Genomic DNA, 13934 nt, shown 5'->3' on the forward strand with positions numbered 1-13934 from the left:
AAGACGGCCTTCAATAATCGACAGCGCCATCTCCTCTCGACGCAGCGGCGTCAGACGGGCATTCTTGTGGATGTTCATTCGGACCCTCCGATCTGTACTGAAGCCTGGTAACTCCAGTCTCCTCGGTTCGGTCCGAATGGACAACCTCCCGAAAGCTCACACCTAGTCGACAAATTCTCCGACGCGACCGGCATTGGCCCCAAGACGCTGTCGCGAATCGTCCGCTTCAACCGGGCGCTCGGCCTCTCGAGGCAGCCGACCGCCGACTGGGCCGATATCGCCGCCGATTGCGGCTATGCCGACCAGGCGCATCTTGTGCGCGAATTTCGCGAGTTTGCAGGCGAGACGCCAACGGCACTTTCGGTCAGGTAACATTTCTTCAAGACGCTGGAACCGCCTTCGAACAGAGTGATGCATGTCGCCCAAATTTGCGCAGCAGTTTGGGACAACGACATGCACAAACAAGGATTTATCGATCAACGAAGGAGGTTCCCATGCCCGCCATCACTGAAGCACCCCGGCTCTATCCTGCTTTGCGCTACAAGAATGCGGCAAGGATGATCGACTGGCTGGGCGAAGCCTTCGGCTTCAGCGTCCGTGCCCGCTACGGCGAAGGCGATGTCGTGCATCATGCCGAACTGGTCTTCGGCTCTTCGATGATCATGCTGGGCACGGTGCGCGACGACGACTACGGCAAGATGGTCGGCGAACCCGGTTCAGGCGGCGGTAAGTCGATCTATATCGCCGTCGACGATGCCGACGCCGCTTACGCCAAGGCCAGGAAGGCCGGCGCGACGATCATCCAGGAACTGACGAACCGCGATTATGGCAGCCGCGAATTCATCTGCCGCGATCCCGAAGGCAATGTCTGGTCGTTCGGCACCTACTGGCCGAAAGCAGATGAAAAGGCCTGATTTGGACCTTCAACGTGCCAGCGCGAAAATCGCATCGCAGTCGAGATGGTTTTCCAGCTCGGCCGCGACGTCGTCCAGCGCCCGCTCGACCTCGGCGCGGTAGTCGATGCCGCCGCCCCTGATGCCGAGGCTTTCGAGGAATTTTCCCCGAAAGGCATCGGCGCCGAACAGGCCATGCATGTAAGTGCCGATCACCTTGCCGTCGGCGGAGATCGCACCATCCTCGATGCCGTTGATGATCGCCGACGGCCGCACGGTGTCCGGGCCGGTGGTGCGGCCGAGATGGATCTCGTAGCCCTCGAGCGGCAAGTCAAACGGCACAGAGCGGGCACTGACATTGCGCACCGTCTTTTCCGGCTCCATCACCGTTTCGATATCAAGCAAGCCCAGCCCTTCGGCATCGGTGACGCTGCCTTCGATGCCGTTGGGGTCGCGCACCGTGCGGCCTAGCATCTGGAAACCGCCGCAAATGCCGACGACATGGCCGCCGCGCTTGCGGTGCGCCGCCAAATCCCGGTCCCAGCCATTCTCGCGAAACTTCAGGAGATCGCCGATCGTCGACTTGGAGCCGGGAATGACCACCAGCCCGGCATCGGCCGGCAGCTTCTTCCCCGGCGGCACGAACACCACCTCGACCTGCGGTTCGGCCTTGAGCGGGTCGAGATCGTCGAAATTGGCGATGCGGCCAAGCATCGGCACCGCCACTTTCAACGCACGCGCCTCACCGGACGCCAGCCGCTCCAGCACCACGGAATCCTCCGATGGCAGCCGCGCCGCCGCCTTCAGCCACGGCACGACGCCAAAACAGCGCCACCCGGTGAATTTCTCGATCGCCTTCAGGCCATCATCGAACAGCGAAACATCGCCCCGGAACTTGTTGATGAGGTAGCCGACGATCATGCGCCTGTCCTCTTCCGACAGGATCAGATGCGTACCGGCGACCGAGGCGATGACGCCGCCGCGATCGATGTCTCCGACCAGCACCACCGGCACGTCGGCGCGCGTGGCAAAGCCCATATTGGCGATGTCGCGGCTTCTGAGGTTGATTTCGGCCGGCGAGCCGGCGCCCTCGACGATGACGAGGTCGGCGCCCACGCCGACCTTGCCCCAGGAATCCAGCACCGCATCCATCAGCCGGCCCTTCAGCGCCTGATAGTCGCGCGCCCGCGCTTCGCCGAACACCTTGCCCTGGACGATGACCTGGGTGCCGACATCGGTCTGCGGCTTGAGCAGCACCGGGTTCATATGGACCGACGGCGCAACCCCGCACGCGATCGCCTGCAGCCATTGCGCACGGCCGATCTCGCCGCCGCCATGGTTGTTGTCACCGGGAATATCGGCAACGGCAGCGTTGTTCGACATGTTCTGCGGCTTGAACGGCCGCACCTTCAGGCCGCGATTCCTGGCGACGCGGCACAGCCCGGCGACCAGCACCGTCTTGCCGACATCCGAGCCCGTACCTTGCAGCATGATCGCTTTGGCCATCAGCTCCGGCCCTGCGTTGCGGTTCCGGTGACCGTGGACTTCTGCGCCAGGGGCGGCCCGCCGCGCCAGATATAGAGCGCCAGCAGCGGTTCCTTGCCAGTCCGCATGGCGTGGTTGACATTGGAGGCGTGATGGACGACCTCGCCGGCTTCACGCGTGCGAAAAACGCCCTCGCCCATGCGCCATTCCGTACCGCCGGTCAACGGAATGTAGATCTCCTCGGCGACGTGATGATGGTCGGGATAGACGATCCCGGGCCCAAGGATCAGCAGCCCGGCCGCAACCTCGTCATTGGCGAAATGGCCGCGCGTGCCGAACATTTCCAGCCAGCCATAATTGTCGATGAAATCTTTCCCGAGATCCGCTTCGCCGTAAGTCTGCCCCCAATGGAGGTCGTTGCGCCGCCGTGCCAGCAATTGCACCAGGGGTTTCGCGGCCATCGGCGCCAGCTCAGCCGCGCGATCGAGATGGCGCAGGCAACCAAGCGCATACGGCTCCAGATCGCGGGCCGGCATGTCCCAGCCTATGCGCGCCACGGCCTCGCGCACCAGGGCGTCGTCGACGGAAGCAAGGTAGGCGTGGAACTGTTCCAGCAGTTCGTCGAATTTTGTCGTCACATCTTGCTCCGGCCATGCATTGGTGCACAGCCGCTCCGCGGCGGGTCGGGTTGCGCGGCGGCATCATTGGTCTAGATTGGTGCGCGCGCAAAGCCAAAAACGACAGGCCAGCGGGCTAGCTGGCCAACATATAGGGAGCACGCCATGGACGCCGCGGTCGATGCGAGCACCAGCCAGTTCGAACTCAACGAGGAACAGCGCGCCATCCAGGAGATGGCGCAGGCCTTCGCCGCCGATCGCGTTGCGCCGAATGCACTCGACTGGGACCGCAGGAAACACTTCCCCGCCGACGTGATCCGGGAAACCGGACCGCTCGGCCTCGGCGGCATCTATATCAAGGACGACGTCGGCGGTTCCGCACTCGGCCGACTCGACGCGGTGCTGATCTTCGAGGCGCTGTCACATGCCGATCCGGCCTTTTCGTCCTTCATCTCGATCCACAACATGGTGGCCTCGATGATCGACCGTTTCGGCAATGAAGAACAGCGCCGGCGTTTCCTGCCGAAGCTCACCTCCATGGAATGGCTGGCGAGCTATTGCCTGACCGAGCCGGGTTCCGGCTCCGATGCCGCTGCATTGAAGACCCGCGCGGTGAAGAGCGGCGGCGACTATGTTCTCAACGGCGCCAAGCAGTTCATTTCCGGCGCCGGCGACAGCGATGTCTACGCCGTCATGGTGCGCACCGGCGCCGACGGCCCGAAAGGCATCTCCACCATTGTCGTGCCCAAGGATGCGCCCGGCCTCTCCTTCGGCGCCAATGAGCACAAGATGGGCTGGCACATGCAATCGACCCGCCAGGTCATCTTCGAGGATTGCAAGGTGCCAGCGGAGAACCTCCTGTCGGGCGAAGGAGCAGGTTTCGGCATTGCCATGGCCGGGCTCGACGGCGGCCGGCTGAACATCGCCGCCTGTTCGCTGGGCGGCGCGCAGTCGGCGCTCGACAAGGCACTGGCCTACACGGCCGAACGCAAGGCCTTCGGCTCGAAGATCAACCAGTTCCAGGCGCTGCAGTTCAGGCTTGCCGACATGGAGACAGAGTTGCAGGCCGCGCGCATCTTTCTCTATGCGGCGGCCTCGAAGCTCGACCGCAAGGCGCCGGACGCCGGCAAATGGTCGGCGATGGCCAAGCGCTTCGTCACCGACACCGGCTTCGACGTCGCCAACGATGCGCTGCAATTGCTCGGCGGCTACGGATATCTGCACGACTACGGCATCGAGAAGCTGGTGCGCGATCTGCGCGTGCACCAGATTCTGGAAGGCACCAACGAGATCATGCGCGTGATCATCGCGCGCGCGCTGATCGGACAGTAAAGGCAGTAGGCAGTAGGCAGTAGGCAGTAGGCAGATGACCGGCACGATCAATTCGTACAAGGATCTTATCGTATGGCAGCAGGCGATGGATCTGGCCGTCGCGACATACGCCTTGACTAAAGCGTGGCCTAAAGAGGAATTGTATGGCCTGACCAGCCAAATCCGCCGCTCTGCAACCTCTATTCCTGCGAACATTGCAGAAGGCTATGGCCGGGACAATCGAGGCTCATATCAGCAATTTCTCAGGATCGCCCAAGGCTCGCTGAAGGAGTTGGAAACCCACCTCCAGATCGCTGAGCGCATCGGTCTTGCCACGCATGATCAAGCTGACCGCATGCTGTTAGCAACCGAGGGCATCGGAAAAATGCTTCGCCAACTCATCAGCAAACTTGCGCCGCAATAGTTTGCCTACTGCCTACTGCCTACTGCCTACCGCCTACTGCCGCTTATCCAATCACGGAGCGCCACTATGACCACCATCGCCTTCATCGGCCTCGGCAATATGGGCAATCCGATGGCCGCAAACCTGGTCAAGGCGGGCCATACGGTGCATGGCTTCGATCTGATGCCGGAAAACCTCACCATCGCGCGCGAGCATGGTGTCGTCGTCATGGCCAACGCGGCCGCAGCGACAAAGGATGCCGACGTGGTCATCACCATGCTGCCCGCCGGCAAGCATGTTTTGTCGGTCTATGAGGATATCGCTCCCAAGGCGAAGAAAAATGCCTTGTTCATCGATTCCTCGACCATCGACGTGGACTCGGCACGCAAGGCGCATGCGATTGCCGCGAAGCATGGCCTGCTGTCGATCGATGCGCCGGTTTCGGGGGGCACCGGTGGCGCCACGGCCGGTACATTGACCTTCATGGCCGGGGGATCCGATGGTGCCTTCGCCGCCGCCGAGCCGATCTTGAACCCGATGGCCGGGCGCATCGTCCATTGCGGCAGCGACGGCGCCGGCCAGGCCGCCAAGATCTGCAACAACATGATCCTCGGCATTTCGATGATCGGCGTCGCCGAGGCCTTCGTGCTGGCGGAGAAACTCGGCCTGTCGCATCAGGCGCTGTTCGACGTCGCCTCGACGTCGTCAGGCCAGTGCTGGTCGCTGACCACCTATTGCCCGGTGCCCGGCCCGGTTCCCACTTCGCCCGCCAACAAGGATTACAAGCCGGGATTTGCTGCGGCTCTTATGCTGAAGGACCTGAAATTGTCCCAGGAAGCAGCGCTTGGCGCCGGCGCGGTGACGCCGCTCGGCGCCGAAGCGGCGCAGCTCTATGCCTTGTTCAACGCCCAGGGACATGGCGGCGCGGATTTCTCCGGCATAATTAATTTTCTGCGCGGCAATTCAGCGTAAGTGGCGGATTCGATAGAGCTTTTTCGGATATTCCCAGGGAAAGAGCGGCAAATTTAGATTTGCTTAAGCTCTCGATAACTCCGCGGTAACGATGTCCCTATAAAACGGATTGCGAGGCGGATATATCGCATCCGCCCGGCGCTCCGGATCAGGTCTCGCGTACCGGAGCCCGTAAGTTTCGCAAGTGTCTTCGTAGCGAAACGCCATGCGTATCTGGCAAAGCCGCGTTCCCGATGGGGCGCGGTTTTTGCGTTTCCGACCCTTTATTATCGACGATCCGTTTATATTCCGATCGCCGCGCCCGGGATCGGCACGTGATCTTCATTGGTCAGGACGATCGGTGCATCGACCCCTTCGACCCTGACGACGAGCAGGCGCATGCTCCATTTGCCTGCCGTACGAACGGCATGCGAATATGCCGTGCCTCTTCCCTTGGTACCATGGACCGGAATGCTGAACTGGGCATCACCCGAGCCATTCGCATTGATGAAGACATTGCCGCCAATCCAGAAATTGTCGGCCAGATCCTCGCCAATCGCTGTCTTCACCCGATCATCGGCACGAATGGCATCCATGGTCATGTGATAGGCGTCGCCGCCTTTCAGGAGGTAAGGAATGGTAACGAACATGGCTGCAACGCCGCCCATCCCGACCACCCAGACGGCAAGGCCGGCAATCGCCCAATTGCGCTGCGTCTTGCGGAACTGCTCGGCGTCGCGCCAGGCACGGTTCCGCCAGGCCCAGCGGCTGCCGCGCGCGCCGAGCACGAAGATCATGATGAGGTTGACGACGGGGATCAGCGCCAGCAGCGCGATGAAAGTGCTGTTGCCGATGCCCCAAATCCAGTTGAGGAAGAAGGCGCCCCAGTTCCAGCGATCGAGTTCGGCTGGAATTTCAGCCGGCTGGTTGAGCGGTTGTCCGGCCATGTTGTCCCCCATCGATGCGTATGCCGATCGGTTCTAGCGCATGACTTCGACGATGCGCAAAGAAGTTCCGCGACGCCCGCTTCAACCCTTTGTCGAAAGCCGGCGAAAATTTGCCTTCACGGCGCGGCCGGCCGGCATCAGCGCGGCACTGATCGACCGTTCGGCCACGACGAAATTCGTTCCCTGCCATGACGCATATTTCCGGGGGATTGGGCGTTTCTTCGTGGAAACGCCCAATCGAGGTTTGCTCCTATCGCCTGCGCAGGTCGGCCTGCGCTAGGTCGAGCGCCTTGCCGATGCGCTCACAGGCCATGTCGATGGTGTCGCGGGTCCAGATCAGCGGCGGCGACAGGATCATCGTGTCGCCGGTGGCGCGCAGCATCATGCCATTGGCGATTGAATGATCGCGCACCGTCACCGTGGCACTTCCCGACGGCAGGAAGCGTTCCTTCGTCGCCTTGTCCTTGACGATCTCGATCGCACCCATCAGGCCGATCGAACGCACCTCCCCGACCAGATCATGCCCGGCGATACGCTCCTGCAAAGCCCTGGCGAAATACGGTCCGGTGTCGTTCCTGACGCGATCGACCAGGCCTTCCTGTTCGATAATCTCGAGGTTCTTCAGCGCCACGGCGCAGGCCACTGGGTGCCCCGAATAGGTGTAGCCGTGGTTGAACTCGCCGCCCTTCTCGACCAGCGTCGAGGCAATGCGATCGCCGACCAGCAGCGCCGAGAGCGGCTGATAGCCCGATGTCAGCGCCTTGGCCGTGGTGATGGTATCCGGTTCGATGCCGAAGGTCTGGGCCGCGAACCACTCACCTGTCCGGCCATAGCCGGTGATGACCTCGTCCAGCATCAAAAGCACGTCGTATTTGTGGCAGATGCGCTGCACTTCGGGCCAGTAGCTCGCCGGCGGGATCTTGACGCCACCCGCCCCCATCACCGGCTCGCCGATGAAAGCCGCGACCTTGTCGGCGCCAGCCTCGATGATGGCATCCTCGACGGACTTTGCCGCGCGCAGGCCGAAATCGTGATCGCTTTCGCCAGGCAGAGCCAGCTCATACGCGTAGGGCATCATCACATGGACGATATTGGGCACCGCGCCGTTGAGCTGCTTGTGCATGGCATCCATGCCGCCGAGCGAAGTGCCGGCGATGGTCGAACCGTGATAGGCCATCTTGCGCGAGATGACGCGGTTCTTCTCCGGCTTGCCTTCCAGCACCCAATAGTGGCGCACGAGGCGCAACGCGGTGTCGTTGGCCTCCGAACCGGACGAGCCGTAAAACACCTGGTTGACGTTGCGTGGCGCGATCTCGGCCAGCTTTTTCGACAACAGCACCGGCGTCGGCGTCGAACATTTGAAGAAGGAATTGTAGTAAGGCAATTCCTTCATCTGGGCATAGGCGGCCTCGGCCAGTTCGTCACGGCCGTAGCCGATATTGACGCACCACAGGCCGGCCATGCCGTCCAGCAGTTCCGTCCCTTCGGAATCGTAGATGAACGGGCCCTTGGCGTGGGTGATGACGCGCGCGCCGGCCTCACGCAGCTCCTTATGGTCGGTGAAAGGATGCAAGTGATGCGCGGCATCGATCTGCTGAAGCTGCTTCAGCGAATAATTCTGATAGGTCATTGATTTGATCTTTCCTCTGAAATCATTCCGGCGGTGCCGGGGCGAATTCGTCAGAGGACGGCAGGTGGCGAATAGCCGATACGGGCGCACAGCCGCAAAAGCTCGGCGCGCAGCGTGCGTGACGATGGCGTCACCGCGACCCGGAATGCGCGAGCTGATAATCTAGCGAGAGCCATGAAGGCACCTTAGAGCAAAGGGCGGTCGAGGTGAACCACCCTTTGCTCAAGTGGGGCCATGGCATGATGTCAGGCTTCGCCGCTCAGCGCCCGCTGCAGGAATACATACTTCATCGCCGTCTGCGCCGCCTGCGGCCGTCGGTCGCCGCGCCCGCCATGACCGCCTTCGGTCTCCTCGAAGAACAGCGTCTTGCCGTGTCCGGCTTCCTGCAGGCGGGCCGCCATCTTGCGCGCATGGCCCGGATGGACCCGGTCGTCCGCGGTCGAGGTGGTCAGCAGCACCGGGGGATAGGCGGCATCCGCCTTGACATGCTGGTAGGGTGAATAGGCGGAAAGCCATTTGGCGTCTTCAGGCTTCGACGGATCGCCATATTCGGCCATCCACGAAGCGCCCGGCGGCAGTTCGGTGTAGCGCAGCATGTCGAGCAGCGGCACCTCAATGATGACGGCGCCGAAAAGCTCGGGATGCTGCGTCAGGGAGGCGCCCGTCAGCAAGCCGCCATTGGAGCCGCCCTGGATGCCAAGCGAGGCAGGCGTTGCGATGCCACGCCTAACGACATCCTCAGCCACCGCGGCAAAGTCGTCGAAGCCGGTCTGGCGCTTGCCTTTCAGCGCCGCCTGGTGCCAAGCCGGGCCGAATTCGCCACCGCCCCGAATACACGCCTGCACATAGGCATTGCCCTTCTCCAGCCACAGCCTGCCGCGCACGCCGGCATAGCCGGGCAACAGCGGCACTTCGAAACCGCCATAACCGTAGAGCAGCGTCGGCACCGGCCCATTCTGGTCGCGCCGCCTGACCACGAAGTAAGGGATCATCGTGCCATCCTTCGAGCGCGCCTCGAACTGTTCCGAGACAAACGGCGAGGCATCGAAGCGCGCCGGCTGCGACTTCACGGTGGCGAGCGTCTCGCCATCGTCATCGGACCAGATGATCGAACTAGGCGTCAGGAAATCGGTGAAGGAGAAGGAGACGGTGGAGCCGAAATGCTCGGCATGGCTGATGCCGACAGTGCCGTTTTCGGGCAGCGCGACAGGTTTCAGCGACCAGGCGTCGTCCCTACGCTCGCAAACGAGAACCTTGCCACGCACATTGTCCATCAGGTTGATGAACAGGCGGTCCTGCGTGCGGCTGATACCGGCGATCGAGACGCGATATGCCGGCGCCAGCAACGTCTCGATCGGACCAAAACTGCCGGTTTCGATCCAATACGCGAAATCGATCGAATAAAGCCCGTCCGGCTGGCATGCGGTGCCGTCCGGCGCCATCCATGGCGTCCGCACTCCAAACACCAGTTGATCCCTAAAAAGCGCGGTGTCGGTGACGTCGTCGGGCAGCGGGATGCGGCGGTTCTCTCCCGAAGGGAGGCGCAGGAAACTGTGCGACGCGAAGAAGTTGAGTGTCCGCGCCAGAAACAGGTGACGCTTCTCGCCATCGAACTCGACCCCGGCGCCAACGGCAAGATCCTCGGTCTTTCCCTCGAAGATCGGCGTCGCCTCTTCCAGCCTCGTGCCGCGCTTCCAGAGCTTGACCACACGCGGATATCCGGACTCGGTCTTGTCGGCCTCTTCGAATGCGGCCGAGACGATCACCGTATCCTCGTCCAGCCAGCCGAAGCCCGATTTCGAGGCCGGCGCCTGAAAACCGCCTTCGACGAAGGATTTGGCCGCGATGTCGAACTCGCGCATCGCGCTGGCGTCACCGCCATCGGGCGACATCGAGACCAGGCAGCGATTGAAATCGGGGTAGAGCCTGACAGCGCCGCCGAACACCCACTTTATCCCCTCGTTCGCCGCCAGTTGATCGAAGTCGATGATCGTCTCCCAGTCGGGCTTGTCGGTTTTGTAGGAAGCGACCGTCGTGCGCCGCCACAGGCCGAGCGCATTGTTCTTGTCCTGCCAGAAATTGTAGACATGGCCAGCGATTGCCGCGCCAACCGCGATATTGTCCTCGGCCGTCATCAGGTCGAGTGCCGTCTGGAACGAAACCTGGTAGGATGGATCGCCCTGCAATTCCGCCACCGTGACCTCGTTCTGGCTATGCACCCAGTCGAGCGACTGTTTGCTGGTCCTGTCTTCCAGCCAGAGGAAGGGATCGCCGGCCTTCTGAGAGGGCTGGGCTTTGGTGGTCGAAAAGGTCATGCAGGTCTCCGGGGGATTCTGGGCGGCCTTGCCTACATTGCGTTGGCGGCGCTGACATTCAAGATGCGATATGGTCTTTTGCGGTCCTCATCACATTGCTTCACAGCACCCGCCGGCGGGTGATCGTCGCCAGCGCCAGCGTGGCGCAGATCGCACCAAGCGTAACCGGCAGGCCGACCGCGCCAAACACATCCATCACGCCGCCGGTAAGCGGCGGGACCAGAATGCCGCCGACGCCCCACATCAGGGAGAATGCCGCATTGCCGGCAACCAGCGCCGAGCCGCTAAAGCGCTCGCCAAGCTCGATGATCGACATCGTGTAGATGCCGTAGGACACCGCGCCCCAGACGAAGACGCAGGGCCAGATCAGCGGGGTATCGATCAGCACCGGCAGCAGCGCACAACCGAACAGCGTCAGCGAGACGCAGAGGAAGCGCACCAGGCGGGCCGTCAGCCGCTCGGCCAGCAGGCCAAGCGGCACCTGCATGGCAATGTTGCCGGCAATCATGACCGACAGCAGCGCGGACATGCGAGCCTCCGCGATGCCATGATACGTGCCATAGACAGGCAGCAGCGCCAGCACCGCCTGCTCGAAGCCGGCGGCCACGACCACCGCCGACAGAAGCAGCCAGGCGAGAGGCATGAAACCCATCACCGAAACCTGATGCCCCGCCTTGTCCACCCTGGGCAGCCGCGGCAGAACCGATGCCAGGCAGAAGCCGCAGAGCACGAAGGCGCCAATGCCGACAAGGAACGGCGGCCAGCCTTCCGTGCCGACGGCAAGCAGGCAAAGCGGGCCGGTCGCGAAGCCAGCAGAAATGATCGTCGAATAGAGACCCATGATGCGGCCGCGCCGGGCCGGCGGTGCGAGCGCGATCACCCAGATCTCACTGAGCACATAGAGTGGGTTGGTCACTACGCCGATCAGGAAGCGCAGCGGAAACCAGAGATAGACGTTCTGCGTCCAGCCGATCAGCGCCAGCACGACAGCCGAGAGTGCGGCACAGGTGAGCGCCGTGCGCCCTGCCCCGAACCGCCTTGCCAGGCCAGGTATCAGTGGCGATGACAGGATGAAGCCGACAGGCGTCATTGCGGCCGACAGGCCGATCATCGCCGGCGAGACACCCTGGCGCTGCAGGATGAAGCTCAACAGCGGGTAGGACAGGCCCTGCGCGATGGCGAACACGGACACGGTAGCGATCACACCGGTGATCGCCGCCCACTGCATCGTCTCGTCGCTTCTCGTGTCCACCAAGTCCATGATCCATAATGCTGTCGTGGTTGCAGACTTAGCGGTTTGGTCAGACGTCGGTAAGCCCCGCGGCCCGAACCGACCCTCGGCTCCAGCCAGACCCTGTCAGGAGCCTCTGCGGCTGGCCGATCTATAGAGCGCGAAGGCTACCAGCAAAGCGTCGAGGGCGACGATCGCGGTGCCGGCTAACCTCCCTGCCGACAGGCCTCATTAGCTACGGGTTCGATCGGCGGAAAGAAAGGGCCGGCAAGCAAGGTCCGCTTGCGCCAACGGATGGATGATCAAGGCGGATGTCGCGTCCACGCAACTGCCGTTCCGGCATGTCGCTTCCCTCGCCCTAGTGGTCGCCGCCTCCGCAATGGCCGGGCGGGCGCCGGTCCATTATGCCGCCCGTTATCGCATCCTACGAGGACCATCATGACCGCCGCCCTACAACCCTCAGAACCGGCTTTGGCGCCCGACCGTGCCCGCCGTGGCGGTCGCGCCGGCAAGCGCGCCGGTGGCTCGGCCGCGTTCGAACAGCCGGCTTTCCGCCAGCTGAAAAATCCGCTGACGCCGACCAAGCTGGTTTCCGAGGACGAGCTGGAATCGATCCACCTCGCTTCCTTGCGGGTGTTGCGCGAAATCGGTGTCGACGTTCTGCACGACGAAGCCCGCAGCATCATGAAGGCGCATGGCGCCGATGTGCGCGCGGGCTCGGAGCGCGTGCGCTTCGACAGCGACATGATCCTGGAGCTGGTGTCGAATTGCCCGTCCGAATTCACCATCCACGCCCGCAACCCTGCCCACAATGTGCGATTTGGCGGCGACAATCTGATCATCTCGATGATGGCCTCGGCGCCCAATTGCTCCGACATCGATCGTGGCCGCCGGCCGGGCAACCAGCAGGATTATCGCAATTTCCTGCGGCTGGCCCAGATGCACAACATCCTGAATTGCACGGGCGGCTATCCGGTCGAGCCGACCGACATCCACCCGTCGGTGCGCCACCTCGAATGCATCCGCGACCTCGCCACGCTGACCGACAAGGTGTTCCACATCTATTCGCTTGGCAAGGAGCGCAATGTCGACGGCATCGAGATCACCCGCATCGCGCGCGGCATCAGCCATGAGCAGTTGCTCGCGGAGCCATCCGTCTTCACCATCATCAACACCAATTCGCCGCTCAAGCTCGACGTGCCGATGATGGAAGGCATCATCCAGATGTCGAGCAAGGGCCAGGTTGTCATCGTCACGCCCTTCACCCTGTCGGGGGCGATGGCGCCCGTCACCATCGCCGGCGCGCTGGTGCAGCAGAATGCCGAAGCACTGTCCGGCATTGCCTTCGCCCAGATGGTCAGGAAGGGTGCACCGGTCGGCTATGGCGGCTTCACCTCCAATGTCGACATGAAGTCCGGTTCACCGGCCTTCGGCACGCCCGAATACATGAAGGCGCAACTGGTCGGTGGCCAGCTTGCCCGCCGCTACAACATTCCCTACCGCACCTCCAACACCTGCGCCGCCAACACGGTCGACGCGCAGGCCGCCTATGAAAGCGTGTTCTCGCTGTGGGGCGCGGTCCAGAGCGGCGGCAATCTGATGATGCATGCCGCCGGCTGGCTCGAGGGCGGCCTGCGCTGCTCCTACGAGAAGACCATTCTGGATATCGACCTCTTGCAGATGGTGGCCGAATTCCTGACCCCGCTAGACCTCTCCGAAGAGGCACTTGGCTTCGATGCCATCCAGTCGGTCGGCCCCGGTGGCCATTTCTTCGGCACCCAGCACACACAGGACCGCTACAAGACCGCCTTCTATTCGCCGATCCTCTCGGACTGGCGCAATTTCGAGACCTGGGCGGAAGCCGGTTCGCCGACGGCACTGGAAAAGGCCAACAAGGTCTGGAAGGAGCGGCTGGCGTCCTATGACGAGCCTTACATGGATCCCGCCATCCGCGAGGAGCTCAACGCCTTCGTCCAGAAGCGCACGGCCGAAGGCGGCGCGCCGACCGACTTTTGATCTGTATTGATTTGATGAATAGTCGACCCCCACTCCGTCGAGCTTCGCTCGCCACCTCTCCCCCGATCGACGGGGGAGAGGAAAGGCGCGAGCTTAGGCCGTCTGGCGCCCTTCCTCTCCCTCCGGAGGGGGGAA

The 13934-nt window shown here is 62.7% G+C and carries 11 protein-coding genes and 1 pseudogene; 6 read left to right on the forward strand and 6 right to left on the reverse strand.

Annotated elements, in window-relative coordinates; translation table 11 throughout:
• Positions 1-159: 159 nt before the first annotated feature.
• Positions 160-372, forward strand: a pseudogene (locus tag O7A61_RS09770) (helix-turn-helix domain-containing protein); the annotation flags it as partial.
• A 122-nt stretch (positions 373-494) separates the two neighbouring features.
• Positions 495-914: a VOC family protein gene (locus tag O7A61_RS09775; protein ID WP_337129560.1), complete on the forward strand. Its 420-nt coding sequence runs from the start codon at positions 495-497 to the stop codon at positions 912-914.
• 9 nt (positions 915-923) lie between these two features.
• On the opposite strand, the gene O7A61_RS09780 is transcribed toward O7A61_RS09775, so the two are convergent.
• Positions 924-2399 (reverse strand): cobyric acid synthase, encoded by a 1476-nt coding sequence (locus tag O7A61_RS09780; RefSeq protein WP_337129562.1) that lies wholly within the window; start codon positions 2397-2399, stop codon positions 924-926.
• Positions 2399-3016 carry a dimethylsulfonioproprionate lyase family protein gene (locus O7A61_RS09785; RefSeq protein ID WP_337129564.1) on the reverse strand — a complete coding sequence of 206 codons (618 nt, stop codon included), beginning with the start codon at positions 3014-3016 and terminating at the stop codon, positions 2399-2401. Before O7A61_RS09785 ends, O7A61_RS09780 begins: the two co-directional genes overlap by 1 nt.
• A gap of 144 nt (positions 3017-3160) precedes the next feature.
• Between O7A61_RS09785 and O7A61_RS09790 the strand changes: the two genes are divergently transcribed.
• The 3 genes from O7A61_RS09790 to mmsB all read left to right on the forward strand — a co-directional run bounded on the left by O7A61_RS09790 (position 3161) and on the right by mmsB (position 5681).
• A complete protein-coding gene (locus O7A61_RS09790) occupies positions 3161-4327 on the forward strand; it encodes an isobutyryl-CoA dehydrogenase (protein WP_337129566.1) in 1167 nt (388 codons plus the stop codon).
• 34 nt (positions 4328-4361) lie between these two features.
• Complete coding sequence (locus O7A61_RS09795; RefSeq protein WP_337129568.1) at positions 4362-4730, forward strand: four helix bundle protein; 369 nt, start codon at positions 4362-4364, stop codon at positions 4728-4730.
• Positions 4731-4796: 66 nt separating this feature from the next.
• Positions 4797-5681 carry a 3-hydroxyisobutyrate dehydrogenase gene (gene mmsB / locus O7A61_RS09800; RefSeq protein ID WP_337129570.1) on the forward strand — a complete coding sequence of 295 codons (885 nt, stop codon included), beginning with the start codon at positions 4797-4799 and terminating at the stop codon, positions 5679-5681.
• A 281-nt stretch (positions 5682-5962) separates the two neighbouring features.
• Here mmsB and O7A61_RS09805 read toward each other — a convergent pair whose 3' ends face one another.
• The 4 genes from O7A61_RS09805 to O7A61_RS09820 all read right to left on the reverse strand — a co-directional run bounded on the left by O7A61_RS09805 (position 5963) and on the right by O7A61_RS09820 (position 11813).
• Positions 5963-6607, reverse strand: a complete 645-nt coding sequence (locus O7A61_RS09805; protein WP_337129571.1) for a cytochrome c oxidase assembly factor Coa1 family protein — start codon at positions 6605-6607, stop codon at positions 5963-5965.
• A gap of 250 nt (positions 6608-6857) precedes the next feature.
• Entirely contained in the window at positions 6858-8237 is a 1380-nt protein-coding gene (locus tag O7A61_RS09810) for an aspartate aminotransferase family protein (RefSeq protein WP_337129572.1), read from the reverse strand.
• Between the two features lie 245 nt (positions 8238-8482).
• The gene (locus tag O7A61_RS09815) at positions 8483-10552 is read right to left on the reverse strand and encodes a prolyl oligopeptidase family serine peptidase (RefSeq protein ID WP_337129573.1); all 2070 of its coding nucleotides are present in this window, start codon (positions 10550-10552) and stop codon (positions 8483-8485) included.
• A 100-nt stretch (positions 10553-10652) separates the two neighbouring features.
• Positions 10653-11813, reverse strand: coding sequence for an MFS transporter (locus O7A61_RS09820; protein WP_337129574.1), 1161 nt, complete (start codon positions 11811-11813; stop codon positions 10653-10655).
• A gap of 408 nt (positions 11814-12221) precedes the next feature.
• Here O7A61_RS09820 and O7A61_RS09825 point away from each other — a divergent pair, with 408 nt between their 5' ends.
• Positions 12222-13799, forward strand: a complete 1578-nt coding sequence (locus O7A61_RS09825) for a trimethylamine methyltransferase family protein (RefSeq protein ID WP_337129575.1) — start codon at positions 12222-12224, stop codon at positions 13797-13799.
• The last annotated feature ends 135 nt before the right edge of the window (positions 13800-13934 follow it).

Origin of the sequence: Mesorhizobium sp. Cs1321R2N1 (assembly GCF_037179725.1) — a bacterium.
GTDB classification, from domain to species: domain Bacteria; phylum Pseudomonadota; class Alphaproteobacteria; order Rhizobiales; family Rhizobiaceae; genus Mesorhizobium; species Mesorhizobium salmacidum.

What these genes read in the sequence shown, in the direction of transcription:
- O7A61_RS09775 (WP_337129560.1), top strand. Translation starts at nt 495, where the DNA reads ATGCCCGCCATCACTGAAGCACCCCGGCTCTATCCTGCTTTGCGCTAC.
- O7A61_RS09780 (WP_337129562.1), bottom strand. Translation starts at nt 2,399, where the DNA reads ATGGCCAAAGCGATCATGCTGCAAGGTACGGGCTCGGATGTCGGCAAG.
- O7A61_RS09790 (WP_337129566.1), top strand. Translation starts at nt 3,161, where the DNA reads ATGGACGCCGCGGTCGATGCGAGCACCAGCCAGTTCGAACTCAACGAG.
- O7A61_RS09795 (WP_337129568.1), top strand. Translation starts at nt 4,362, where the DNA reads ATGACCGGCACGATCAATTCGTACAAGGATCTTATCGTATGGCAGCAG.
- mmsB (WP_337129570.1), top strand. Translation starts at nt 4,797, where the DNA reads ATGACCACCATCGCCTTCATCGGCCTCGGCAATATGGGCAATCCGATG.
- O7A61_RS09805 (WP_337129571.1), bottom strand. Translation starts at nt 6,607, where the DNA reads ATGGCCGGACAACCGCTCAACCAGCCGGCTGAAATTCCAGCCGAACTC.
- O7A61_RS09810 (WP_337129572.1), bottom strand. Translation starts at nt 8,237, where the DNA reads ATGACCTATCAGAATTATTCGCTGAAGCAGCTTCAGCAGATCGATGCC.
- O7A61_RS09815 (WP_337129573.1), bottom strand. Translation starts at nt 10,552, where the DNA reads ATGACCTTTTCGACCACCAAAGCCCAGCCCTCTCAGAAGGCCGGCGAT.
- O7A61_RS09820 (WP_337129574.1), bottom strand. Translation starts at nt 11,813, where the DNA reads ATGGACTTGGTGGACACGAGAAGCGACGAGACGATGCAGTGGGCGGCG.
- O7A61_RS09825 (WP_337129575.1), top strand. Translation starts at nt 12,222, where the DNA reads ATGACCGCCGCCCTACAACCCTCAGAACCGGCTTTGGCGCCCGACCGT.